The organism is Ramlibacter aquaticus, assembly GCF_015159745.1.
GTDB lineage: Bacteria > Pseudomonadota > Gammaproteobacteria > Burkholderiales > Burkholderiaceae_C > Ramlibacter > Ramlibacter aquaticus.
Genome location: NZ_JADDOJ010000065.1, coordinates 1 through 23,839 on the forward strand (window position 1 = coordinate 1; position 23,839 = coordinate 23,839).

Annotated in this window: 20 protein-coding genes and 1 tRNA gene; 16 read left to right on the forward strand and 5 right to left on the reverse strand. The window is 70.9% G+C overall.

What is annotated here, in order from left to right; genetic code table 11:
- Positions 1-136 precede the first annotated feature (136 nt).
- The 3 genes from mutM to mutY all read left to right on the forward strand — a co-directional run bounded on the left by mutM (position 137) and on the right by mutY (position 4,008).
- Entirely contained in the window at positions 137-952 is an 816-nt protein-coding gene (gene mutM, locus IM725_RS14595; RefSeq protein ID WP_193781370.1) for a bifunctional DNA-formamidopyrimidine glycosylase/DNA-(apurinic or apyrimidinic site) lyase, read from the forward strand.
- A gap of 75 nt (positions 953-1,027) precedes the next feature.
- Positions 1,028-2,980: a dynamin family protein gene (locus IM725_RS14600; protein WP_193781371.1), complete on the forward strand. Its 1,953-nt coding sequence runs from the start codon at positions 1,028-1,030 to the stop codon at positions 2,978-2,980.
- On the forward strand, positions 2,977-4,008 hold the full coding sequence (mutY, locus tag IM725_RS14605; protein ID WP_193781372.1) for an A/G-specific adenine glycosylase: 1,032 nt from the start codon (positions 2,977-2,979) through the stop codon (positions 4,006-4,008). Before IM725_RS14600 ends, mutY begins: the two co-directional genes overlap by 4 nt.
- Positions 4,009-4,087: 79 nt before the next feature.
- Here mutY and rapZ read toward each other — a convergent pair whose 3' ends face one another.
- From rapZ to IM725_RS14620, 3 genes are read right to left on the reverse strand one after another with little or no spacing between them, the layout of a single operon-like run.
- The gene (gene rapZ, locus IM725_RS14610; RefSeq protein WP_227753831.1) at positions 4,088-4,942 is read right to left on the reverse strand and encodes an RNase adapter RapZ; all 855 of its coding nucleotides are present in this window, start codon (positions 4,940-4,942) and stop codon (positions 4,088-4,090) included.
- A 44-nt stretch (positions 4,943-4,986) separates the two neighbouring features.
- On the reverse strand, positions 4,987-6,639 hold the full coding sequence (gene recN, locus IM725_RS14615) for a DNA repair protein RecN (RefSeq protein WP_193781373.1): 1,653 nt from the start codon (positions 6,637-6,639) through the stop codon (positions 4,987-4,989).
- Between the two features lie 3 nt (positions 6,640-6,642).
- Positions 6,643-7,536, reverse strand: coding sequence for an NAD kinase (locus IM725_RS14620; protein WP_193781374.1), 894 nt, complete (start codon positions 7,534-7,536; stop codon positions 6,643-6,645).
- A 128-nt stretch (positions 7,537-7,664) separates the two neighbouring features.
- Between IM725_RS14620 and hrcA the strand changes: the two genes are divergently transcribed.
- The 7 genes from hrcA to IM725_RS14655 all read left to right on the forward strand — a co-directional run bounded on the left by hrcA (position 7,665) and on the right by IM725_RS14655 (position 16,354).
- The gene (hrcA, locus tag IM725_RS14625; RefSeq protein ID WP_193781375.1) at positions 7,665-8,675 is read left to right on the forward strand and encodes a heat-inducible transcriptional repressor HrcA; all 1,011 of its coding nucleotides are present in this window, start codon (positions 7,665-7,667) and stop codon (positions 8,673-8,675) included.
- 43 nt (positions 8,676-8,718) lie between these two features.
- Positions 8,719-8,795, forward strand: a tRNA-Ile gene (locus tag IM725_RS14630).
- A gap of 477 nt (positions 8,796-9,272) precedes the next feature.
- Positions 9,273-9,809, forward strand: a complete 537-nt coding sequence (locus tag IM725_RS14635) for a Csu type fimbrial protein (RefSeq protein ID WP_193781376.1) — start codon at positions 9,273-9,275, stop codon at positions 9,807-9,809.
- Between the two features lie 8 nt (positions 9,810-9,817).
- Positions 9,818-10,528, forward strand: coding sequence for a fimbrial biogenesis chaperone (locus tag IM725_RS14640; protein ID WP_193781377.1), 711 nt, complete (start codon positions 9,818-9,820; stop codon positions 10,526-10,528).
- Positions 10,529-10,628: 100 nt separating this feature from the next.
- Positions 10,629-12,827, forward strand: coding sequence for a fimbria/pilus outer membrane usher protein (locus IM725_RS14645; protein WP_193781378.1), 2,199 nt, complete (start codon positions 10,629-10,631; stop codon positions 12,825-12,827).
- On the forward strand, positions 12,824-13,336 hold the full coding sequence (locus IM725_RS14650) for a Csu type fimbrial protein (RefSeq protein WP_193781379.1): 513 nt from the start codon (positions 12,824-12,826) through the stop codon (positions 13,334-13,336). Before IM725_RS14645 ends, IM725_RS14650 begins: the two co-directional genes overlap by 4 nt.
- A gap of 138 nt (positions 13,337-13,474) precedes the next feature.
- Entirely contained in the window at positions 13,475-16,354 is a 2,880-nt protein-coding gene (locus IM725_RS14655; protein WP_193781380.1) for a response regulator, read from the forward strand.
- Between the two features lie 81 nt (positions 16,355-16,435).
- Here IM725_RS14655 and IM725_RS14660 read toward each other — a convergent pair whose 3' ends face one another.
- Positions 16,436-17,362, reverse strand: a complete 927-nt coding sequence (locus IM725_RS14660; protein WP_193781381.1) for a LysR family transcriptional regulator — start codon at positions 17,360-17,362, stop codon at positions 16,436-16,438.
- A 78-nt stretch (positions 17,363-17,440) separates the two neighbouring features.
- Between IM725_RS14660 and IM725_RS14665 the strand changes: the two genes are divergently transcribed.
- The 6 genes from IM725_RS14665 to IM725_RS14690 are packed head-to-tail and all read left to right on the forward strand — an operon-like array spanning position 17,441 to position 23,265.
- Complete coding sequence (locus IM725_RS14665) at positions 17,441-18,484, forward strand: amidohydrolase family protein (RefSeq protein ID WP_193781382.1); 1,044 nt, start codon at positions 17,441-17,443, stop codon at positions 18,482-18,484.
- Positions 18,481-19,380: a VOC family protein gene (locus tag IM725_RS14670; RefSeq protein ID WP_193781383.1), complete on the forward strand. Its 900-nt coding sequence runs from the start codon at positions 18,481-18,483 to the stop codon at positions 19,378-19,380. The genes IM725_RS14665 and IM725_RS14670 overlap by 4 nt, the downstream gene beginning before the upstream one ends.
- A gap of 26 nt (positions 19,381-19,406) precedes the next feature.
- Positions 19,407-20,273 (forward strand): fumarylacetoacetate hydrolase family protein, encoded by an 867-nt coding sequence (locus IM725_RS14675; protein ID WP_193781384.1) that lies wholly within the window; start codon positions 19,407-19,409, stop codon positions 20,271-20,273.
- Complete coding sequence (locus IM725_RS14680) at positions 20,270-21,820, forward strand: bifunctional 3-(3-hydroxy-phenyl)propionate/3-hydroxycinnamic acid hydroxylase (protein ID WP_193781385.1); 1,551 nt, start codon at positions 20,270-20,272, stop codon at positions 21,818-21,820. Before IM725_RS14675 ends, IM725_RS14680 begins: the two co-directional genes overlap by 4 nt.
- Before the next feature lie 37 nt (positions 21,821-21,857).
- A complete protein-coding gene (locus IM725_RS14685; RefSeq protein ID WP_193781386.1) occupies positions 21,858-22,832 on the forward strand; it encodes a Bug family tripartite tricarboxylate transporter substrate binding protein in 975 nt (324 codons plus the stop codon).
- Positions 22,833-22,839: 7 nt separating this feature from the next.
- A complete protein-coding gene (locus tag IM725_RS14690; protein WP_193781387.1) occupies positions 22,840-23,265 on the forward strand; it encodes a GlcG/HbpS family heme-binding protein in 426 nt (141 codons plus the stop codon).
- Positions 23,266-23,484: 219 nt separating this feature from the next.
- On the opposite strand, the gene IM725_RS14695 is transcribed toward IM725_RS14690, so the two are convergent.
- The gene (locus IM725_RS14695; protein WP_193781388.1) at positions 23,485-23,706 is read right to left on the reverse strand and encodes a hypothetical protein; all 222 of its coding nucleotides are present in this window, start codon (positions 23,704-23,706) and stop codon (positions 23,485-23,487) included.
- Between the last annotated feature and the right edge of the window lie 133 nt (positions 23,707-23,839).

A 23,839-nucleotide genomic window follows, 5' to 3' on the forward strand; every position in this document is an offset into this window, starting at 1 on the left:
GGCCTGGGGGGCCGCTGGGGCCGTCTGGGCTGGAGCCTCGCCGGCGGCCACCAGCAGCAGCGCCAGCAGGGCGGCCGCGGGAGTGGCTCTCTGCATCGAACCATCATAATCCGAAGCCCCCCGGCCCCTGCCCGCCATGCCTGAATTACCCGAGGTCGAAGTCACCCGCCTGAGTTTCGAGTCGCGCATCCGCGGCGCCCGCATCCACGGCGCCCGGCTGGGCAAGCCGCTGCGCTGGGCGCTGGGGGTGGACCCGGCCGTGCTGGCCGGACGCCGGGTGGAGCAGGTTCGCCGGCGCGGCAAGTACCTGCTGATCGACCTGGACGACGGCCTCCTGCTGGTGCACCTGGGCATGTCCGGCAGCCTGGCCTTCTCGGACAGCCTGCCGCCCGCCGGCGTGCACGACCACTTCGAGCTGCTGACGGACCGTGGCGTGCTGCGCCTGAACGACCCGCGGCGCTTCGGCGCCGTGGTGCACGCGGCGCACGAGGACGCGCCCCAGGCGCAGAAGCTGCTGGGCCGCCTGGGGGCCGAGCCCCTGGGCGAGGCTTTCGACGCCGAGCGCTTTGCCGACGCCCTCAGGAAGCGCCGGGCGCCCGTCAAGCAGGTGCTGCTGGCGGGGGACATTGTGGTGGGCGTGGGCAACATCTACTGCTCCGAGGCCCTGTTCCAGGCCGGCATACGCCCCACCACCCGGGCCGACCGCATCAGCCGGCCGCGCGCCCGGCGCCTGCATGCCGCGGTGCGCGACGTGCTGGCCCGGGCGGTGTCGCGCGGCGGCAGCACCCTGCGGGATTTTTCCAATGCCCACGGCGAAGCCGGCCTGTTCCAGCTCGACGCCATGGTCTACGGGCGGGAGGGCGAGGCCTGCCGCGTCTGCGGCACGCCGGTGCGCCGGATCGTGCAGGGCCAGCGCGCCACCTACTTCTGTCCGCACTGCCAGAAGCCCTGAGGGTGTGGCGCCCTCGCGGCACCGGCGCCGCAAAGGGTTCGGAAGCGGGGGGCCGGATGCTATATTCATCCGACAGTGGGCACCACCTTCAACGAGCAATTCGACCAGCACGCGGCCTGGCGGCGTGAATTCGCGCTGCGGCTCAAGCTGCTGTCCGAGTGGCTGCGCGACCACGACCTGCTGGACGCCGCCGTCGAGGAGCGCCTGCGCCGCCTAGAAAGCCAGGTGCGCTCCGACAAGGTCATGGTGGCCTTCGTGGCGGAGTTCTCGCGCGGCAAGTCGGAGTTGATCAACGCGATCTTCTTCGCCGGCTACAAGCGCCGCATCATGCCCGCCAGCGCCGGCCGCACCACCATGTGCCCGACCGAGCTGGGCTACGACGCCGACGTCCCGCCCTGCCTGCGCCTGTTGCCCATCGAGACCCGCCTGCAGCCGCAGGCGCTGATGGAGTGGCGCAACGCCCCCGAGAAATGGACCCGCGTCGACCTGGACGTGAAGGACCCGGCGCAACTCGCCCAGGCCTTCGAGAAGGTGTCCGAGGTGCGCATGGTGAGCCAGGACGAGGCCCGCGCGCTGGGCTTCTGGCACGACGAAGCCCCCGAGGACAACCCCCTGGTCGATGACGAGGGCCGGGTCGAGGTGCCGCGCTGGCGCCATGCGCTGATCAACATCGCGCACCCGCTGCTCAAGCAGGGCCTGGTGATCCTGGACACGCCCGGCCTGAACGCCATCGGCGCCGAGCCCGAGCTGACGGTGAACCTGATCCCGCAGGCGCATGCGGTGGTCTTCATCCTGGCGGCCGACACCGGCGTCACCAAGTCCGACCTCGCCATCTGGCGCGAGCACCTGGACACCGGCGACCTGGGGCCTGCCTCGCGCCTGGTGGTGCTGAACAAGATCGACACGCTCTGGGACGCGCTGAGCACGCCCGCGCAGGTGCAGGCCCAGATCGCCCGCCAGCGCGCCGGCACGGCCGACATCCTGGGGCTGGCGCTGGAGCAGGTGCTGCCCGTCTCGGCCCAGAAGGGCCTGGTGGCCAAGGTCAACCACGACGACGCCCTGCTGGGCCAGAGCCGCCTGCCCGAGCTGGAACGCGCGCTGGCCGATGGCGTCATGGGCCAGCGGCAGAAGATCCTGCGGGCGGCCGTGGGCGCGGGCATCCACGAGCTGCGCACCGAGGCCGGCCGGGCCATCGCCATCCGCCGCCGCGACCTCGCCGAGCAGATGCTGGAGCTCAAGGGCCTGCGCGGCAAGAACCTCTCCGTCATCCGCCACATGCGCGCGCGCATCGAGCAGGAGCAGGGCGATTTCGACGTCAGCGGCGCGCGCATCCACGCGGTGCGCTCGGTGCACCTGAAGCTGCTGCGCGAGGTGCTGAACATGCTGGGCCTGCCCACGCTGCGCGCCGAGGTGGGCGAGTTGAACAAGGCCCTGCGCCAGCCCGGCATCAAGCTGGGCGTGAAGAAGGCCTACGCCCAGACCTTCGACCGCCTGCGCGCCAACCTGCAGAAGGCGCAGGCCATGAGCGCGGACATCCATTCCATGCTCACCGGCACCTTCCGCCAGCTGAACGCCGAGTACGGCTTCTCGCTGCAGGCGCCGCGCGAGCCCGACCTGGGCCGCTACGCGCGCGACCTGGACCTGGTCGAGCGCAGCCACCTGCAGTACCTGGGCGTCTCCAACGTGCTGAAGCTGGCCCAGCCCGAGTTCGCCGACCGCCTGGTGCGGGCGCTGGCCACGCGGCTGCGCGTGGTGTTCGAGTCGGCCATGGGCGAGGTGGAGCTGTGGAACAAGTCCGCCGCCGCCCAGCTCGACGCGCAGCTGCGCGAGCGGCGCCGCAACTTCGCGCGCCGCATGGAAGCGATCCAGCGCATCCAGGAGGCGGCCAGCGGCCTGGACGACCGCATCGCCGAGATCGTGCAGCAGGAGAACGCCCTGGGCGAGCTCGACGCCAAGCTGCGCGCGCTCACCCAGCACCTGGTCGACACGCCCGCACCGGCCAGCGCGCCCGTCCCCGAAGCCGCATGAGCGGCCTGCCCGAGGCGTTCGCCAGCCGGGTGGTCCGCTGGCAGAAGACCCACGGCCGCCACGCGCTGCCCTGGCAGGCCACGCGCGACCCCTACCGCGTCTGGCTCAGCGAGGTGATGCTGCAGCAGACCCAGGTCAGCACGGTGCTGGCCTACTACGAGCGCTTCCTCGCGCGCTGGCCCGAGGTGGCGGCCCTGGCGGCCGCGCCCGAGGACGAGGTGCTGGGCCTGTGGAGCGGGCTGGGCTACTACAGCCGCGCGCGCAACCTGCACCGCTGCGCCCAGGCGGTGGTGGAGCGCTTCGGCGGCGAATTCCCGCGCAGCGCCGCGCAACTGGCCACGCTGCCCGGCATCGGCCGCTCCACGGCCGCGGCGATCGCCTCCTTCTGCTTCGGCGAACGCGTCGCCATCCTGGACGGCAACGTCAAGCGGGTGCTCACGCGGGTGCTGGGCTACGGCGTCGACCTGGCCTCTGCCCCCGCCGAGCGCGCGCTGTGGGACCTGGCCACCGAACTGCTGCCGCGGCAGGACCTGCAGGACACCATGCCCGCCTACACCCAGGGCCTGATGGACCTGGGCGCCACGCTGTGCCTGCCCCGCAAGCCCGCCTGCCTGCTGTGCCCGGTGGAGGCCGACTGCGTGGGCGCGCGCGAGGGCGAGCCCACGCGCTACCCGGTGAAGACGCGCAAGCTGCGGCGCACGGCCGAATCGCTGTGGCTGCTGCATGCCCGCAAGCCCGATGGCGCGGTGTGGCTGGAAAAGCGCCCGGCGACGGGCATCTGGGCCGGGCTGTACTGCCTGCCGGTGTACGCGAGCCGCGAGTTGCTGGCGGGCGAGCATGCGCACGCCACGCTGGAAGATGGCGAGGCCTTCGTGCACGCGCTCACGCACAAGGACCTGCACCTGCACCCCGTGCACGTGGCGACGGACCGGGTCGCGCGGGCGGGCGGCGGCTGGTTCGGGCGCACCGAGTGGGAGGTGCTGGGCCTGCCGGCCCCGGTGCGGCGGCTGCTGGTGGACGCCGGCTGAGGGCGGGGTTCGCGTCACGGGCGATCCCGCGCGGGGGCGGCCAGCCCGCACCCTGCGGCGCATGGGCGGGAGGTGAGCCTCAGTCCAGTTCGCGGTGCCGCTTCAGGGCGTTCCAGCGCGCGCCGAAGGCCTGCGCCAGCCGCTCCACGATGTACACCGAGCGGTGCTGGCCGCCGGTGCAGCCGATGGCGACGGTGACGTAGCTGCGGTGGTCGCGCGCCAGCGGCTCCAGCCACTCGTCCAGGAAGCCCTGGATGCGCTCGACCATGTGCTCCACCTCGGGCGCCTTGCGCAGGTAGTCGATCACGGGCGCGTCGCGGCCGGTGAGCGCACGCAGGGCCGGCTCGTAGTGCGGGTTGGGCAGCATGCGCACGTCGAAGACGAAGTCCGCATCCACCGGCACGCCGCGCTTGAAGGCGAAGGACTCGAACACCAGCGTCAGCTGCGAGAGCGGCGCCGAGATCAGCGCCTTCACCTGCGCCTGCAGCTGCGCCGGCTTGAGCACGCTGGAATCGACCACCAGCGCGTGCTCGCGCAGGTCGGACAGCAGCTCGCGCTCCAGCTCGATCGCGTCCACCAGGGCCCGGCGCATGTCGGTCTCGCTGCCGGGGTCGGACAGCGGGTGGCGGCGGCGCGTTTCGGAGAAGCGGCGCACCAGGGTTTCGGTGGTCGCGTCCAGGAACAGCGAGCGCACCTGCACGCCCTGGGACTTCAGCTCGCGCAGCTGCGCCGGCACCAGCGGCAGCGAGACGGCGCTGCGCACGTCCATGGCGATGGCCACCCGCTCGGCCTGGATCTGCTGCTCCAGGGCGACGAAGGAATTCAAGAGCTCCGGCGGCAGGTTGTCCACGCAGTAGTAGCCCGCGTCCTCCAGGGCGCGCAGGGCCACGGACTTGCCCGAGCCGGACATGCCGGTGATGAGCACGACCTCCAGCCCGGCGGTGGCGCCGCGCGTCGGGGCCTGTACTGCCGGGGCGCTCACGGCCTGGAACCCGACAGCATTTCCTTGGCGTGCGCGAGCGTGGTGCCCGAGAGCCGCTCGCCGCCCAGCATGCGCGCGACCTCGGCCACGCGCTGCTCGCCATGCACCGGCGCCACGCTGCTGGTGGTGCCGGCCTTGCCGCTCTGCTTGGCCACCACGAGGTGGTGGTCGGCGCAGGCCGCCACCTGGGGCAGGTGGGTGACCGCCATGACCTGCCGGTCGCGGCCCAGCTGCTTCATCAGGCGGCCCACGGTCTCGGCCACGGCGCCGCCCACGCCGGAATCGACCTCGTCGAAGATCAGGGTCTGCGCCGTGCCCAGGCGGCTGGTGGTGACGGCGATGGCCAGCGCGATGCGCGAGAGCTCGCCGCCCGAGGCCACCTTGCCCACCGGGCGTGGCGTGCTGCCCGCATGGCCGGCCACCAGGAAGCCCACATCCTCCAGGCCGTGCGCGGCGGGGGCTTCCAGCGCCTGCAGCGCCACCTCGAAGCGGCCGCCCTGCATGCCCAGGCCCTGCATGGCGGCTGTGATCGCCTTGGCGAGCTGGGGCGCGGCCTTGGCGCGGGCCTTGGAGAGGCTGCGCGCCTCGGCCATGTAGGCCGCGGCGGCCTGCTTCTCGGCGGCTTCCAGGCTGGCCAGGTCGGCGGCGGCATCCAGGCGCAGCAGTTCGTCCTTCCAGCCGGCCCACAGTGCGGGCAGCTCGGCCGGCGTGCGCTTGTAGCGCCGCGCCAGCGACATCCACAGCGACATGCGCTCGTCCAGCTCGGCCAGGCGCTCGGGGTCGAGTTCGGTGCGGCGCAGCCAGGTGTGCAGCGAGTGGGCGGCGTCCTGGGCCTGCGCCAGGGCATCGGCCAGCACGCGGGCCACCTCGTCGAAGGCCGGCTCCACATGGGCCTGCCCCTGCAGCAGCGACTGCGCCAGCCCCAGGCTGCGCGAGGCGCCGGATTCGTCGGCCTCCAGCGCGTCGATCGCGCCCTGCGCGGCTTCCATCAGCGCCGCCGCGTTCGCCAGCCGGGCGTGGCTGGTGTTGAGCTCGTCCCACTCGTCCGCGCCGGGGTCCAGCTTGGCCACCTCGTCGATCTGCCAGGCCAGGCGCTCACGTTCGCGCTGCAGCGAATCCTGGGCGCTGCGGGCGTCGGCCAGCGCCTTCTGCGCGCCGCGCCAGGCGGCCCAGGCGGACTGCAGCGCCTGCGTGGAGAGCCCGGCATAGCCGTCGAGCAGGGCACGCACGGCGTCGGGCCGCGTCAGGCTCTGCCAGGCATGCTGGCCGTGGATGTCCACCAGCCGGTCGGCGACTTCGCGCAGCTGCGTGGCGGTGGCGGGGCTGCCGTTGACCCAGGCGCGGCTCTTGCCCTGGGCGTCGATGCTGCGACGCAGCAACAAGGTGTCGCCGCCCTCGAAGCCGGCCTCGTCCAGCCAGGGCGCGATGTCGGGCGGGGCGTCGAACTCGGCCGTGATCTCGGCCCGGGCCGTGCCCTCGCGCACCACGCCGGCGTCGGCGCGGGCGCCCAGGGCCAGCTGCAGGGCGTCGATCAGGATGGACTTGCCGGCGCCGGTCTCGCCGGTCAGCACGCTGAAGCCGGGCTCCAGGTCGAGCTCGAGCTCGCGGACGATGACGAAATCGCGCAGGGCGATGCGCTTGAGCGCCATGGGTCAGTGCCCCTCGTTCCAGTGAAGTTTCTTGCGCAGGGTGTCGAAGTACGTCCAGCCGCGCGGGTGCAGGAAGCGCACGTGGTGTTCGGACCGGCGCACCGTGATGCGGTCGCCGTGCATCAGCGAGGCCAGCGACTGCATGTCGAAGTTGGCGCTGGCGTCCCGCCCGGCCACGATCTCGATCGCCACCTCGGACGCGTCGGGCAGCACGATGGGGCGGTTGGACAGGGTGTGCGGCGCGATGGGCACCAGCACCCAGCCGGGGGTGGAGGGGTGCAGCAGCGGCCCGCCAGCGGACAGCGAGTAGGCGGTGGAGCCGGTGGGCGTGGCCACGATCAGGCCGTCGGCCCGCTGGTTGGCCACGAAATGGCCGTCCACCTCGACCCGCAACTCCACCATGCCGGAGGTGGCGCCGCGGTTCACCACCACGTCGTTCATGGCCAGGGCGTCGAACACGCAGTGGCCGTCGCGCATCACGTTGGCCTGGATGAGGCTGCGCTGGTCTTCCTCGAACTCGCCGGCCAGCATGGGGCCCAGGATCTCGCGGAACTGGTCGAAGCGGATGTCGGTGATGAAGCCCAGCCGGCCCTGGTTGATGCCGATGAGCGGCAGGCCGTAGCGGGCCATGTGCCGGCCCACGCCCAGCATGGTGCCGTCGCCGCCCACCACCAGGACCAGGTCGCACTGGGTGCCCATGGCGGGCAGGTCCAGGGCGGGGTAGTTGCCCATGCCGGCGAAGGTGGAGGTTTCACGCTCCAGCGCGACCTCGCAGCCGTGCCGGCCCAGGAAGTTGCAGATGTCCTCCAGGGCGGCGCGGGTGGCACCCACGGCGGCCGGTGTCACCGCGGCGTGGTACTTGCCGACGACGGCCACGTGGCGGAAGAGCGTTTGCATCAGGAAATTACAACACAGGCGCATGGCGCCGGCCGTGTCTTGAATGTGCCGCAGTCCCCCCTCATTTCCAGTGTGGCGCTTTTGACGCGCCGTCGGAACCGACGGGCCACGCGCCCTACAATCCCAGCATGCTCGATGACCGTGCCAAGCTGTTGTTGAAAGCCCTGGTCGAGCGCTACATCGCCGACGGCCAGCCGGTGGGTTCCCGCACCCTGTCGCGGGCGTCCGGGCTGGAGCTTTCGCCGGCCACCATCCGCAACGTCATGGCCGACCTGGAGGAGCTGGGCCTCATCGCCAGCCCCCACACCTCGGCCGGGCGGGTGCCCACGGCGCGCGGCTACCGCCTCTTCGTGGACACCATGCTCACGGCCCAGCGCGAGCGCCTGGCCGTGGAGGCGCCCCAGCTGCCGCCGGACCAGCCGCAGCGCGTCATCGCCCATGCGGCGCAGATCCTGTCCAACCTTTCGCAGTACGTGGGGGTGGTCATGGCGCCGCGGCGCAGCTCGGTCTTCCGGCACATCGAGTTCCTGCGGCTGTCGGAGAAGCGCTTCCTGGTCATCATCGTCTCGCCCGAGGGCGACGTGCAAAACCGCGTGGTGATGACCGCCGTGGACTATTCGCAGTCGCAGCTGGTGGAGGCGTCGAACTACCTGAACGCCCACTACGCGGGCATGACCATCGAGCAGGTGCGCGAGCGCCTCAAGGGTGAGGTGGACACGCTGCGCGGCGAGATCGCCCAGCTGATGCAGACGGCGGTGGAGGCCAGCTCCGAGGCCATGAGCGAGACCGACGAGGTGGTGATCTCCGGCGAGCGCAACCTGCTGGCGGTGAGCGACTTCAGCCACGACATGCACCACCTGCGCCGCGCCTTCGAGGTGTTCGAGCAGAAGACGCAGCTGATGCGGCTGCTGGACGTGTCCTCGCAGGCCGAGGGCGTGCGCATCTTCATCGGCGGCGAGAGCAAGTTCGTGCCCTTCGAGGAGCTGTCGGTGGTGAGCGCACCCTACGAGGTGGACGGCCAGATCGTCGGCACCCTGGGCGTGATCGGGCCGACCCGCATGCCCTACGAACGCATGATCCAGATCGTGGACATCACCTCCCGGCTGGTAAGCAACGCGCTCAGCCACAACAGCAAGTGAGCCGGGATCGCCCTCCGGCGCCCGCCTACAATCCCGGGCTGGCGGGCCGTTAGCTCAGTTGGTTAGAGCAGGGGACTCATAATCCCTTGGTCGCAGGTTCAAGTCCTGCACGGCCTACCAGCACGACGGCGGCAAGACTCGCGTTTGCCAATGGCGGGCCAGCGAAGCAGAGAACGTGGGCGTTTCCTGTTGCCGTTGCGTCGCCTCTGCGCTCTCCCATACGCATGCGTGAAGACTCGCCAAGCCTGGCCAGAGTCGCGATCCGTCGCCATCGGACGCGGAACCCGGAACCTGGCAGTCGCGTTCATCATGGCAGATGGAATCCACCCGATCACAACCCGCCGGATGAGCCCCATCCATGACCAGAAGGGTGTCGGTCGGCGTGACGACAACCGTCGGTGATCCCCCGGGCTGACCGGCCTGCCAGAGGTTTCCAACTCGTCAGCTTCGTCTATTCGTGAATATTTCACGTCGGCCATCACCTCGGGCCTTCAGTCCATCCTGAACAGCGCCGAACTTCATATTTCCTGCCTCTTTTCACTGCTTTGTGTAATGAAAACGGCGGATACCTTTGGTTCAGCAGTTCAAGGAGGACCCATGAGGTTCAAAAGTCCAGGCAGGGCGGCACGCTGGGGTGCGGGCCTTGTATTCCTCGCAACGACCGCCGGCGCGCCGGCATGGGCCGGCAGCGCCACCGCCAACCTCGGCGTGAGCGCGACAGTGGGCAACAGTTGCCTGGTGTCCACCACCCCGGTCAGCTTCGGGACCTACAACCCGGCTTCGGGCACCACCACCGACACCGCGGGTTCCGTCGTCGTCACCTGCGTGACGGGCACCACCTACGCCGTTTCCCTGGACGCGGGCACCAACGCCTCCACGGCGGGCAACGTGTCCACCCGGCGCATGAGTGCGGGCGCCAGCAAGTACCTGGCCTACCAGCTCTACCTCGACAGCAGCTACAGCACGGTCTGGGGCGACGGCAACAACGGCTCCACGGGCAATCCGTCCTCCGGCACCTTCACGGGCACGGGCCTCGCCATTTCGCACACCGTGTACGGCCGCATTCCCAGCGGCAATTTCGTGGCCAGCGGCGTCTACGCGGACACCGTGGTGGCGACCGTCACCTACAACTGACGGCGGTCATGATGCGTGCGTGGTCCGGGGCGGCGGGCCTTCTGCTTCTGGCCGCTGCCCTGTCGGGCCGGGCGGCGGAACTGGCGGTCGACCCCGTGGTGGTGGTGCTGGACGCACAGCACGACCGGCGCGCGCTCCAGATCGAGAATCGCGGCCCGCAAGCCGTGCTGCTGCAGGTCGATGCACGGCGCTGGACGCAGCCCGACGGCACGGACCTGCTGGAGCCCACGACGCAGCTCGTGGTCAACCCGCCCGTGTTCCGCATCGAACCCGGCCGCCACCAGGTCGTGCGCGTGGGCCTGCGGGCCCTGCCCGAACTGCAGGCCGAAGGCAGCTTCCGGCTCATCGTGCGCGAGGTGCCGGTGCCGGCCCAGGCGGCCGAGCCCGCGGTCCACGTGCTGCTGGAATTGCGCCTGCCGGTGTACCTGGCGCCGGCCCGGCCCGTTCGTGCGCAGCGCTGGCGCGCGTGGACACAGGGCGAGGGCGTCCAGGTCGAGGTCGAAAACACCGGCAACGTGCACCAGAGCTTCGCCAGCCTCCAGGCCCTCGGGGATCCCCGGGCGCCGGGCGGTGTCCCGGCGTCCGGCGCCGCCGTGCTGGCGGGGGCCGCGCACCGCTGGTCCTTTCCCAAGTCCGTGATCCAGGCAGGCCGCATCACGATCCAAGCCCAAACCGATGCAGGCCCGGTCCGCGAATCGATCGAGATCGGCCAGCCGTGAGACACCGGACCGCGGCCTGCGGTCCGTCTGCGCTGCCGCGCTGGCCCTGGGGCTGGCTGCAGCGGCCTGCGCCGCGCAGCCCCGCCTGCTCGCGGTCCGCGTGAATTCGGTCGACATGGGCGAGCAGATGGTGGACTGGGGCGAGGACGGGCCGGCGATCGCTCCCGCACTGCTTCGCGCCTGGCACCTGCACACGGCGGCGCAGGGCGCGGACGGCGCGCCCGTTCCGCTGGCGCGCCTCCCGGGCGCGCGCTTCACCCTGGACGAGGCCAGCCAGAGCCTGGACCTGCAGCTGGCACCCCAGGCGTTCGAGCCCACCCGCCTGCAGGGGCTCGCCCTGGCCGTACCGTCGTCCCCCGTGCCGTCCATGCCGGGCGTGCGCCTGGACTACGACCTGCTGGCCCAGCACGGCGCGGGCCGCACCAGCGCCGGCGCGATGCTCGACGGCGGCGCGTTCGGCGCCTGGGGCACGCTGCGCAGCGCCGTGGCGCTGCAGCCGCGCGACGGGGGCGGCACGCGGCTTGCACGGCTGGAGACGGCCTTCGTGCACGACTGGTTCGAGGATGCCCAGACGCTGAGGCTGGGCGATGCCGTCTCCGATGGCGGCTCCTGGGGCCGCGCCTGGCGCTTCGGCGGCGTGCAATGGAATTCAGACGCGGCCATGCGGCCGGCCGTGCCGGCCTACGCCCTGCCGTCCGTCCACGGGCAGGCGAGCGTGCCCTCCACGGTCGATGTGTACGTGGACAACATCCGGCGCCTGCATGCCGAGGTACCGGCCGGGCCCTTCGAACTGAACAACGTGCCCGTGCTCACCGGCCGCGGCGACATGCAGGTCGTGGTGCGGGACGCCCTGGGCCGGGACCAGCTGCTGTCGCTGCCCTACCTCGCGAGCCCGCAGCTGCTGCGCGCAGGGGCGTCCGAGTTCTCGGCCAGCGCCGGCCTGCTGCGGCGCGGTTACCTGGGCGCGGACGACCGCTACGCCGGCGCCTTGCTGGCGGGCACCTGGCGCCATGGCGTCAGCGACAGCCTGAGCCGTGAGCTGCACCTGGAGGCCACGCCCTGGGGCGGGGTCCTGGGCGCAGCCGCAGCAACCCGCGCGGACGCCCTCTGGCCCGGCGCCGCCGCCGCCGTGCTCTCGGCGGGCACCGCGGGCGGCGTCTCGGGCGCAGGCCGCGGTGCCATGGTGCAGGCCGGCGTGCAGGTCGCCGGGGCCGACACCTCGTTGTCGGTGCAGGCGCAGATGGCCTCCCCCCGCTTCGAGGACCCGGCAGCCGGCGCCTTCCCGCGCCGCAGCCTCGCGGCCAGCGTGGCCGGAACCTGGCACGGCGCCTTCATCTCGCTGGCCGCTGCGGCGCGCCGCGATTCCGAGGGGGAGCGCCAGCAGGCGCTGTCCCTGCATGTGACGCTGGGCGCCGGCCCCGCCAGCCAGTGGAGCGTCTATGCCGCGCAGGACATGGTGCACCACACCGCCAGCGTGGGGCTGCTCTGGAGCCGGGCCCTGGACACCTCCACCGGCATCTTCGCGAGCACGGGCCGCGACCAGGGTCGCACGCAGAACAGCGTGGAGGTGCGGCGCGACCCCGCCGCGGGGCAGGGCTGGGGCTACCGCGTGCAGGGCCAGGACGTGGGCGAGGACGCGCACGGCCTGCTGGGCGTGAGCTGGAACGGACCCACCACGGCCTTTGTGGCCGAGGCCGCGCAGGACCGGGTGGCGGGCGCGGCCCAGCGGCTGCAGACGCGTGGCGCCTGGGTGCTGGCCGGTGGCGCCCTGCATGCAGCGCCCAGCCTGAACGGCAGCAGCTTCGCCCTGGTGGAGACCGGTGGCGCCGCCGGCACGCGCGTGCTGCGCGACAACCAGGAGGTGGCGCGCACCGACGGTCAGGGCCGCGCCTTCGTGCCCGGCCTGCGGCCGTGGGAGGAGAACGAGCTGCGCATCGAGCCGGCCGACCTGGCCCTGGATGCCCGGGTCGACAGCACGCTGCGCACCGTGGTGCCCGCGCGCGGGGGCGGCGTGCTGGTGCGCTTCGACGTGCAGACGCGCCGCTCGGCCACAGCCCACCTGGCGGACGGCTTCGGTGCGCAGCTGCCCGTGGGCACGCCGGTGCTGCAGGAGGACGGCACACCTGCGGGGCGCGTGGCGCTCGACGGCCTGCTGTACATCGAACAGTACGTGCCCGGCACACGCCTGGAAGTGCGCGGTGACGTGGCCTGCAGCGTGCGCCTGCCTGCGGCCGACGTGACCGAGCCGCTGCCCGAACTGGGCCTGCTGCGCTGTGTCACCCGAGGGTACGGGCCATGAGGGCGGGCACTCGCGCCCGCTGGCTGCAACGAGCAGCGCTGATGTGGCTCGCGCTGCTCGCCTGCGGCCCCGCGGCGGCGCTGTGCACGGGGGTCTGCACCTGTTCCGCCTCGGCCACCGCGGTGGCCTTCGGTTCGGCCTGGTCGCCCATCTCGGGCGCGGCCCAGGCCAGCACCGGAAACGTGCGGGTGACCTGCGGCGGCGTGCTCGGCGTGCTGATCCCGATCAGCGTGTCCCTGAGCGCAGGCCAGAGTGGCGACGCGATGGCGCGGCGCATGGTCGCCGGTTCGCAATCGCTGGCCTACAACCTCTATACGGACTCGGGTTACGGCACCGTCTGGGGCAATGGCGCGGCCGGCACGCAGACCGTGTCCGGCAGCATCCTGATCAACGTGCTGTCGGGCACCAGCCTGGACCTGCCGGTCTATGGCCGCATCCCGGGCAGCCAGCCTGGCGTGCGGGCCGGGAGCTACGCGGATACGATCACCGTGACCATCACCTACAACTGAGCACCGACCCAGAATTCGAGGACGGCGATGCCTGATCTAGACTGAGCACATGCAGACCCTCTCACATGGCTTGGTCGCAGACCGCCAGCACCGCGGGCCCCCGGTGGCTGCGGGCGGTCCACCGAGGCGCGCCTGAGCATGTCGATCAGCCGGAGTACCTCCATTTCCGTCACCTCTCCTGAGATGCTGGCAGAAGCCGGCCCCTCCAGCGTCGCGCGGCGGCTCGCCGCGGCCGTCATCGTCTTCGTCGCGGCTTGGGTCATCGTCTGGGCGCCTCACGCGCGCGAGCCGCTGCCCGCGTTCCCGGCGGCGTTGGCGGCCTACCAGATGGCCCTCGTCGGCTTCGACCTGACCACGGCCGTCATGCTCTGGAGCCAGTACGGCATCTCCCGCCTCCCCGCATTGCTCCCACTGGCGGCGGCCTATCTGTTCAGCGCGGTGATGGCCGTGGCGCACGCCTTGAGCTTCCCGGGGCTGGTGTTCGCTTCAGGCCTGTTCGGGGACACCGGCCAGACCACCGCCTGGCTCTACTTCGCCTGGCACGCCGGCTTCCCGCTGTTCCTGATCGCCTACGCAAGAATGCGCAGCCGCCGCCCGACAAACCCGCAGCATCGATCCGCGGAGTTCCTGGCCAGCGTGCTCAGCGCCCTCGGGCTTGCGGCCGTCTTTGTCGGGGTCTGCGGATGGTCGTCGGAGGTCCTGCCGACCCTCATGGTCGGTGCCTCCGACGCCCCCACGAAGGTCCTCGTGGCCGTGGTCACCTCCCTGGTCGCGGTCCTCGCGGGCGTGATGGTCTGGCGAGGCCGCAGTTCCTCGGTCCTGGACCTTTGGATCGTGGTGGCGCTTTTTTCCTGGATCGGTGACAGCCTGCTCGCAGCCGTCCTGAACCATGCGCGCTATGACCTGGGCTGGTACATGGGACGGCTGTGCGGCCTCCTTGCCAACGCGGTCGTGTTCGGCGCGCTGCTCAGGGAGAACTTCAACCTGTCGGCACGGCTGGCACGCGCCTCGATCGAATTGGAGAAGAGCAACGCGGATCTCGCCCAGGCGAGCCGGATGAAGTCCCAGTTCCTGGCGAACATGAGCCACGAGATACGCACGCCCATGAACGCCATCATCGGGTTCTCGAACCTGCTGGCAAAGACGCCCTTGAACGATCGCCAGCGCGACTTCGTCCACAAGGTTGGGCTGTCCAGCCGCCATCTGCTGGGCGTCATCAACGACATCCTCGATTTTTCCAAGGTGGAAGCGGGGGTGCTGGTGTTCGAGCACGAGACCTTCGCACTCGAGACCATGCTCACGGGCATCGTCGACCTGATCATCGAGCGCGCGGATGCCAAGGGGCTCGAAGTCATCGTCGACTGCGCACCCGATGTGCCCAAGCACCTGGTGGGCGATTCGCTGCGCCTCGGACAGATCCTTCTCAACTACCTGAACAACGCGGTGAAGTTCACCCCCAGGGGCGAGATTGTCGTCACCGTGCGGGTTGCGCAGCAGAGTCCGGGCGAGGTCCTGCTTCGCTTCGAGGTCCGGGACACCGGGATCGGGCTGAGCGAAGAGCAGATGGAAAGCCTGTTCCAGAGCTTCCGGCAGGCCGACATCTCGACGACACGCCGCTTCGGCGGCACGGGACTGGGGCTGGCCATCAGCAAGAAGCTGGCCGAAATGATGGACGGCACGGTGGGCGTGCAGAGCAAGCCGGGGCAGGGCAGCGTCTTCTGGTTCACGGCAAGGCTGGAGGTGGGCCGTGCGCCCGAGAGGTCCATTTCCTCGGACATCGAAGGCTCTGTCGCGCTCCGGCGCGTCCTGGTGGTGGACGACAACGCACACGCCCGCTCCGTCGTCTCCCACATGCTCAAGAACCTCGGCATGACGGCCGTCGCGATGGGGGGTGGGCTGGCCGCGCTGCAGGAGTTGCGCCGGGCCTCCTTGTCGGGGGAGCCCTACGAGGGTGTGTTCCTGGACTGGCGCATGCCCGACATGGACGGGATCGAGTTGGCCCGGCGCATCCGGGACCTGGGCTTTGCCGAACTTCCCATCGTCATCATGGTGACCGGCTTCGGCCGCGAAGAGGTGCTGGCCGAGGCGGCCAGCGTCGACATCCAGAGCGTCCTGGTCAAGCCGATCAATGCGTCACTTCTTTTCGACGCGGCCATGCAGGCCTTCAATCCGTCGCGGGAATCGCCTCCCGAGACCGCTGCGGCACCCCTGAGCGTGCGTGACGGGCTGGAGGGCATCCGCGGGGCCCGCATCCTCCTCGTGGAAGACAACGAAATCAACCAGCAGGTCGCGGCGGCCATCCTGGAGGAGATCGGGGTCACCGTCGATGTGGCCGTCGACGGTGAGGTGGCGGTGCGCAAGGTGCAGGCGACCCACTACGACCTGGTGCTGATGGACATCCACATGCCGAACGTGGACGGCGTCGTGGCCACGCAGCGCATCCGCGACTTGAAGCGCTCCGGGCAGCTGCCCATCGTGGCGATGACGGCCAGTGCCATGGAGCAGGACCGCAACCGGTGCCTGGACGCCGGCATGAACGACTTCATCTCGAAGCCGATCGACGTCAAGGAACTGTGGCGGGTCCTGGTGCGCTACATCCAGCGCAAGGATGGCCATGCCACGATGCCCGCACCCCTGGCGGTCGAGAACGTGGCAGAAGCCGACGATGGGCTGCCCTGGGGTGTCGCGGGCCTGGACGTGCAGCTCGGCCTGTCGCGCACCCTGGGCAAGAAGGACCTCTACCGCCTCATGCTCGAGCGTTTTGTCGCCAGCAACCATGACCTGACGACCCGGCTGCATGCGGCCCTGGCCGAGGGCGACCTGAAGGGGGCCCACCTGCTCGTGCACACGGCCAAGGCCGTGGCCGGCACCGTGGGCGCCGTGCGCGTCCAGGCCCACGCGCAGCAGCTGGAGATGGCGCTCAGCCAAGGCGATGCCATGGACCTGGTGGACGCTCGACTGGCCATTTTTTCGGCTGAGCTGGGCCCCCTGATCCAGCAGCTGCGCCATCGTCTGTGATGGCCAGCGCATCCCCAGGCCGTGACGGGTCCTGGCAGGCGCGCCTGCATCGCAAGCGGACGCGTCCCTGCGCCCCTGCGTTCACCCCGGCATGCCCGCCCCCGCGTCGCGCCGGTTGACCTCGTAGAAGAGGCTGCGCAGCCATTTGTTGGCCGCATCGTTCTGCATGCGCCGGTGCCAGTACTGCTGGACCTGCAGTTGCGGCGCCTTGAAGGGCAGTTCGATGCGCTTGAGCGCCACGTGGCGCCCCACGACCGTCGCGATGTCCTCGGGCACCGTCGCGATGAGGTCGGTGCCTGGCAGGATGGACACCAGGCTCATGAAGTGCGACAGCTCGAGCGTGACGTGCCGGTGCCAGCCCTTGTCGTCCAGGAACCGGTCCAGCAGGTGCTCGCGCCCGTCGGGCCGCACGACGATGTGCCGCGCGGCGAGGTACTGCTTCAGCGTCATCCGGCTGCCCGCGCCCGCATTCGCGGCCGAGGCGATGCATGAATAGGAAGTCTTGAACAGGGCCTGCTGGTAGAAGTTGGCCTTGTGCAGGTCCGGGAAGAAGCCGACGGCCAGCTCCGCGTCGCCGGATTCCAGGGCGCTCGCCGCGGCCGCGCGGGGCCGTGAGACGGCATGCAGGCGTACGTTGGGCGCCTGCGTCCTGATGCGCCGGAGCACGCCCGGCAGGAAGGCGACCTCGCCGATGTCGGGTGTGAGGATGGTGAAGCTGCGGTCGGCGGTCGCGGGGTCGAACCCCGACGGCTGCAGGATCTCGCCGGCGATGGTCTGCACGACCCGCCGCACGGCCGGCGCCAGTTCGAGGGCGCGGGGCGTGGGCTCCATGCGCGAACCCGAACGCACGAACAGCGGATCGTCGAACACCGACCGCAGCCGGGCCAGCGCGCCGCTGGTGGCGGGCTGGCTCAGCCCGACGGCCTCGGCCGCCTTGTTCACGCTTCGCAGCCGCGCCATGGCGTCGAAGATGACCAGCAGGTTGAGATCCAGCGAACGAATATCCACGGCGTGGATTTTATCTATCCGCGTCATCGTCTGGCCAATTGGGACCCCGCTTCCTACCATCCGCAGCGGAGACAAACCTTGAGCGATCTCAAACATCCCGCGGGCTGTGCCTGCGGCATCGACACCCATGCCCACGTGGTCCCGGCCGACTTCCCGGCCTACATCGGCAAGACAGTGCCGGGCGACTGGCCGTCCATGGCCGCGGCACAGGACTGCCACCGCAGCGTGATGATCGCCGGCAAGGTGTACCGCACGGTGTCCGACCGCTGCTGGGACACGCCCAAGCGCCTGGAGGACCTGCAGGCCATGGGGCTGGCGCTGCAGGTCGTGTCGCCCATGCCCGAACTGCTCTCCTACTGGATGGGTGCCGGTGATGCGCAGCAGCTGGTGCGCTTCCTCAACGACACCCTGGCCGCCATGGTCGCCGAGTCGGCGGGCCGGCTCGCCGCGCTGGGTGCGGTGCCGCTGCAGGACGTGGACCTGGCGATCCGCGAGCTGGAGTACGTGGTGAAGACGCTGGGGTTCCCCGGCGTCGAGATCGGCAGCAACATCAACGGCGCGCCCATAGGCGCACCGCAGTTCGACCCCTTCTTCGCGGCCTGCGAGGCGCTGGGCGCCTGCGTCTTCGTCCACGCGATCCGCCCTGCCGGGATGGACAGGCTGGTCGGCCCGGCCCCGCTGCAGCAGGTGCTCGGCTATCCCGGCGACGTGGGGCTGGCGGCCGCGTCCGCGATCACCAGCAACCTGCTGGTGCGCCGGCCGCGGCTGCGCATCGCCTTCAGCCACGGCGGCGGCACGCTGGCCAGCCTGCTGCCGCGCCTGCAGCAGGGCTGGGGTGTGTTCCCCGCCCTGCGCGACGCGGTCATCGAGGCGCCCGTGGACCAGGCCCGCAGGATGTTCTACGACACGCTGGTCTTCGACGCGCCCATGCTCCGTTTCCTCGTGGACAGCTTCGGCAGCTCGCAGCTCATCGTGGGCACCGACTACCCCTTCAATTTCCACGACCGCACGCCCGTCTCCAGGATCGAAGCCGCCGGCTTCGACGCCGGGACGGTGGCGCAGCTGGTCCACCGCAACGCCGAGCGCTTCCTCGGCATCCCGCAAAGGCAAGCACACCCATGAGTTCTCCCTGGATCGAAGGCCTGCGCAGCGTCGCGCTCTTCGTGCCCGACCTCGCGAAGGCCGAGGCGTTCTACACCGAAACCTGGCACCTCGAAGTCGCACACCGCGGCGACGGCGTGCTGTACCTGCGCGGCACGGGCACCGACGAGTACCTGCTCGCGCTGCATGCGGGCGGCGAAGTGCCGCAAGTCCGCCAGGTCACGCTGCGCGCCCGCAGCCGCGAGGCGCTGGACGAGGTCGCCGCCCGGGTGCAGGCCGCCGGCGGCCGCCTGCTGGCCGCGCCGCACCAACTGGACAAGGACCCTGCCGGCGGCGTGGGCCTCAAGTTCCAGGACCCGCACGGGCGCACGATCCAGGTGGTGCACGGGGACGTCCGCCGGGCCGCGACGGCACCCGTGCAGGACCGGCCCATCCGCCTCACGCACGTGGTGCTCAACAGCCATGCGGTGGACGAGACGCAGCACTTCCTGCAGCAGGCGCTCGGCTTCAGGCTGGCCGACAGGACCGGGATCATGGCCTTCATGAACTGCGACCGCGACCACCACACCATCGCGATCGGCATCGCCGACAACGACGCCCTGAACCACATCGCCTTCCTGATGCCCGACGTGGACTCGGTGATGCGCGGGGGCGGCCGCATGAAGGACGCCGGCCACCCGATCCAGTGGGGCCCCGGCCGGCACGGCCCGGGCAACAACCTCTTCAACTACTTCATGGACCCCTTCGGCGTGGTCATCGAATACACGGCCGACGTCGAGCAGATCGACGAGGGCTACGAAGCCCACGGCCCCGAGTACTGGAAGTGGCCCCCCGGCCGCGTGGACCAGTGGGGCATCTCCGCGCCCCCGGGACCCGAACTCAAGCAGGCGCAACGCTGCGTCTTCTTCGCGCCCTGAATCCCAATCTCTTCCTGGAACAGCACATGAAATTCAGCACCTACCTCCGCGGCGCAGAGGCCCGGCTCGCACTCGTCGAAGGCCAGCACCTCATCGACCTCAACGACGCAAACCCGCACGTGCCCAGCGACATGCGCCAGGCCCTGAAGGCCGGCGTCGACCTCGCGGCTGCCGGGCGTGCGGCCCTGGCCGGCAACCCCAAGCGCGTGCCGCTGGCCTCCGTGGCGCTGGCGCCGCTGGTGCCGGAGCCGGGCAAGATCGTCTGCCTGGGCCTGAACTACTTCGACCATGCCAAGGAAGGCGGCCGCGACAAGCCCGAGTACCCGTGGTTCTTCTTCCGGGCAGCCTCCTCGCAGCTCGCGCATGGCGAGGCGGCCTGGCTGCCGCAGGTGTCGTCGAAGTTCGACTACGAAGCGGAGCTGGCAGTCGTGATCGGCAGCAAGGTCCCGCGCCACACGAAGGAGGCGGACGCGCTGCGCTACGTGTTCGGCTACGCCTGCTACAACGACATGAGCGTGCGCGACTACCAGAAGCGCACGCCGCAGTGGACCATCGGCAAGAACTTCGACCGCACTGGCGGCTTCGGCCCGACCCTGGTGACGGCGGACGAACTGCCGCCCGGGGCGACGGGGCTGCGGATCCAGAGCCGCCTCAACGGCCAGGTGATGCAGGACGCGAACACCAGCGACATGATCTTCAGCGTCGCCGAGACCATCGCGCTGCTCGCCGACGTGCTCACCCTGGAGCCGGGCGACGTGATCGTGATGGGCACCCCGGCGGGCGTGGGCCAGGCGCGCACGCCGCCGGTGTGGATGAAGGCCGGCGACACCATCGAGATCGAGATCGACCGCGTCGGCCTGCTCTCCAACCCCATCGTCGCCGAGCCCCAATGAGCGACGCGCTCTACGACGTCGCCATTGTCGGCTATGGCCCCGTGGGGCAGGTCGCGGCGGGGCTGCTCGGCCAGCGGGGCCTGCGCGTCTTCGCCTGTGACCGGCTGGTCGACGTCTACCAGATCCCGCGCGCGATCGCGCTGGACCACGAGATCATGCGTGTCTTCCAGCAGCTGGGCGTGGTGGATGCGGTCGAGCCTTTCACCGAGCCCTTCACCAACTCGGAATATTTCGGCGTGGACGGCCAGCTGATCCGCCGCATGACCATGGTGGCCCCGCCGTATCCGCAGGGCTACACGCCCTCGCTGGTGTTCACGCAGCCGCCCGTGGAGCGTGCGCTGCGCGACCGCGTGGCGCAGCTCGCGAACGTGGAGGTCGCCCTGGGCCTGGAGGTGTCGGGCATCGTGCAGGACGGGGAGGCCGTCGAGCTGACCCTGCGTGAGGTGGCGAAGCCGCCGCGCACGGTCCGCGCACGCTACGCCATCGCCTGCGACGGCGGCTCCAGCACGGTGCGCACGCAGCTCGACATGCCCCTGGAGGACCTGGACTTCGACGAGCCCTGGCTGGTCGTCGACGTGCTGGTCAACGACAAGGGGCTGGCGAAGCTGCCCAAGGTCAGTGTCCAGTACTGCGAGCCGGACCGGCCCTGCACGCTGGTGATCGGGCCGAAGAACCACAGGCGCTGGGAGATCTCGCTGAAGCCCGGCGAAGATCCCCGGCAGGTCGCGACCGACGCGCAGACCTGGAAACTGCTCGCGCGCTGGCTCACGCCGGAGGACGGCACCCTGTGGCGCCAGGCGAGCTACCGGTTCCACGCCCTGGTGGCCGCCGAGTGGCGCCGGGGCCGCGTGTTCCTCGCGGGGGACGCGGCGCACATGCAGCCGCCCTTCCTGGGCCAGGGCATGTGCCAGGGCGTGCGCGATGCGGCCAACCTCGCGTGGAAGCTGGACGCCGTCCTGCGGGGTGAGGTGCAGGGCGACGCCGCACAGGCCCTCCTGGACAGCTACGGCGTCGAGCGCAAGGCGCACGTGCGCGAGCTCACCAGCCGGATCAAGGGCGTGGGGGCCGTCATCTGCGAGCGCGACGAAGCCAGGGCCCGCGCCCGTGACGCCAAGCTGCTCGCCGACTGCGACGGCGTGGTGCAGGACACGCCCCGGCAGGACATCCTGCCGCGCCTGGAGGCGGGGCTTCTGTCGCGGCACGCATCCACCGGGCGCGGGGCCCTGTTCCCCCAGCCCTGGCTGCGGGTGGACGCGGCGGCTGCCCGCATGGACGCGGTGGCCGGCCATGGCTGGCGGCTGGTCTCGCGGGGCGGGGTGCAGGGCGTGGACACGGCGTGCTGGCCCGGCTTGCGCGTGGTCGACCTGCAGGCGACCCCCGAGGCGGACGGCGTCGTGGCGGGATGGTTCCAGCGCCACGGGTGCGCCGCCGCGCTGCTGCGCCCCGACCACTATGTCTACGGGGTGGCCGAGAGCCTTGAAGGGATCGAGGCGCTGCTCCATGAAGCACAGGCCGCGCTGGGCGCAGCCGTCGCGATCAGCGCCTGAGGCGCGCTGCCCGAACAATCACTGAAGGAGACAAGCAATGAAACGACGCGAGTTCACGGCGGGCCTGGCGGCCGCATCCATGGCCATGGGTTGGTCTTCCGCGTTTGCGCAGGCCTGGCCGGACAAGCCGGTCAGGATGGTGCTGTCGCAGCCCGCGGGCTCCGGCCCCGACGCCACGGCGCGCATGATCGGTGAGCAGCTGTCCCGCCGCTGGGGCCAGGCCGTGGTGATCGACAACCGGCCCGGCGGCCAGAACGCCATCGGTGCGCTGGTCGCCGCCAAGGCGGCGCCGGACGGCTACACCCTGTATTTCGCGACGGCCGCCGCCCTGGTCTCGAACGTCTACCTGTTCAAGAACCTGCCTTACGACCCGAAGAAGGACTTCGTCCCGGTGGGCCTGGTGGGCAAGGTGCCGTTCGCGATCTCCGTCAACAACGGCTCCAGGCTGACATCGCTCAAGGACCTGGTGGCCTACGCGAAGGCGAACCCCGGCAAGCTCGCGGTGGCGAACGAGGGCCCCAAGACCTTCAGCGGGATGATGACCCGCCTGCTGGCCCTGCAGCTGGGCGTGGAGTTCAACTCGGTGCCCTACGTGTCGGTGGGCGCAGGCGTCACGGACACGGTGGGCGGGCAGGTCGAGGTGCTGCTCAGCGACGTGCCGTCGATCGCCCAGATGGTCAAGGCCGGCAAGCTGCGCCCGCTGGCCGTGACCACGGCCAAGCGCATCGCGGGCTGGGAGAACGTGCCCCCGATCGCGGAGACGCTGCCGGGCTTCGACTATGCGGGGTGGCTGGCCATCGTGGCCCCCGCCGGCACGCCAGCGCCCGTGATCCAGCGCATCAACCGCGATCTCGACGCCGTCCTTCTCGACAAGGACCTGGCGGCGCGCCTGCTGGCCATCGGGCCGATGACGGAAGGCGCGGGCACCGTCGACCAGATGGCGGCGTTCCTGGCCGCCGAGCACGCGCGCTGGGCCAAGCTCACCAAGGACCTGAACATTTCCCCGGAGTGAAGGACCCATGACAGCACTCACCCTTGAAAAGGCGCTGGAGATCATCCAGGGCGCCCTCTCGAAGTCCAAGTCGCAGGGCTACAAGCCCATGGCCATCGCGGTGCTGGACGCGGCTGGCAACCTGAAGGCTTTCGCCAGCGAGGATGGCGCGAGCATGTTCCGCTTCGACATCGCGAGGGCCAAGGCCTGGGCCTCGGTGGGCATGGGCCTGTCCAGCCGCAAGCTGGCGGAGCGGGCCATGGAGAACCCCAATTTCTTCGTCTCCCTGGCATCGGTGGGCGCAGGTCGCTTCGTGCCGCAGACGGGCGCGGTGCTGGTCAAGAACGCCCAGGGCGAGATCCTGGGGGCCGTGGGCGCCAGCGGTGGCACGGGCGACGAGGACGAACTGATCTGCATCGCCGGCGTGGAGCTTGCCGGCTGGGTCGCCGGCTGAACCCGGCCGGGCGGGGCAGGTCGCGTCGTCCCCGACGCGGGCCCTTGCCCGGCCACCCCGGCCATGCGTGCCGTGGCAGTCCCTCATGCGCGGGATGGAGGAGGTCCCGCATTTCCGGTAGCTTCCCGCGCTGAAGCGGGGCCGGCATCCGGCCCGCTCGTCCAAAGACAAGCGAACCGAGGGGCGTGGGGATGAAAGACCAATCGAGTGCCGTGCACGTCACGGCAGGCGCCATGCGGCGCGTCGGGTTCCTGCTGGCGTGCGTGCTGGCGGGTTGCGGGGGCGGAGGATCGGCGGATGTCGCGGCGCAGGCACCGGCGCCTGCACCCGCACCTGCACCTGCGCCTGCGCCTGCGCCTGCACCTGCGCCTGCACCGGCACCGGCACCCACACCGGCACCTGCGCCCGCACCCGCACCCGCACCCAGCTTCCCCCAGTCACAGACGGTGTCGTTCACCGGGGCCTCGCAGTCCGTGGTGGTGCCGCAAGGGGCGACCTACGTGACGATCACGGCCACGGGGGCCGGCGGCGCCGGTGGCGCTGGCGGTGGCCAGACGGGCGGCGTCGCCGGCAC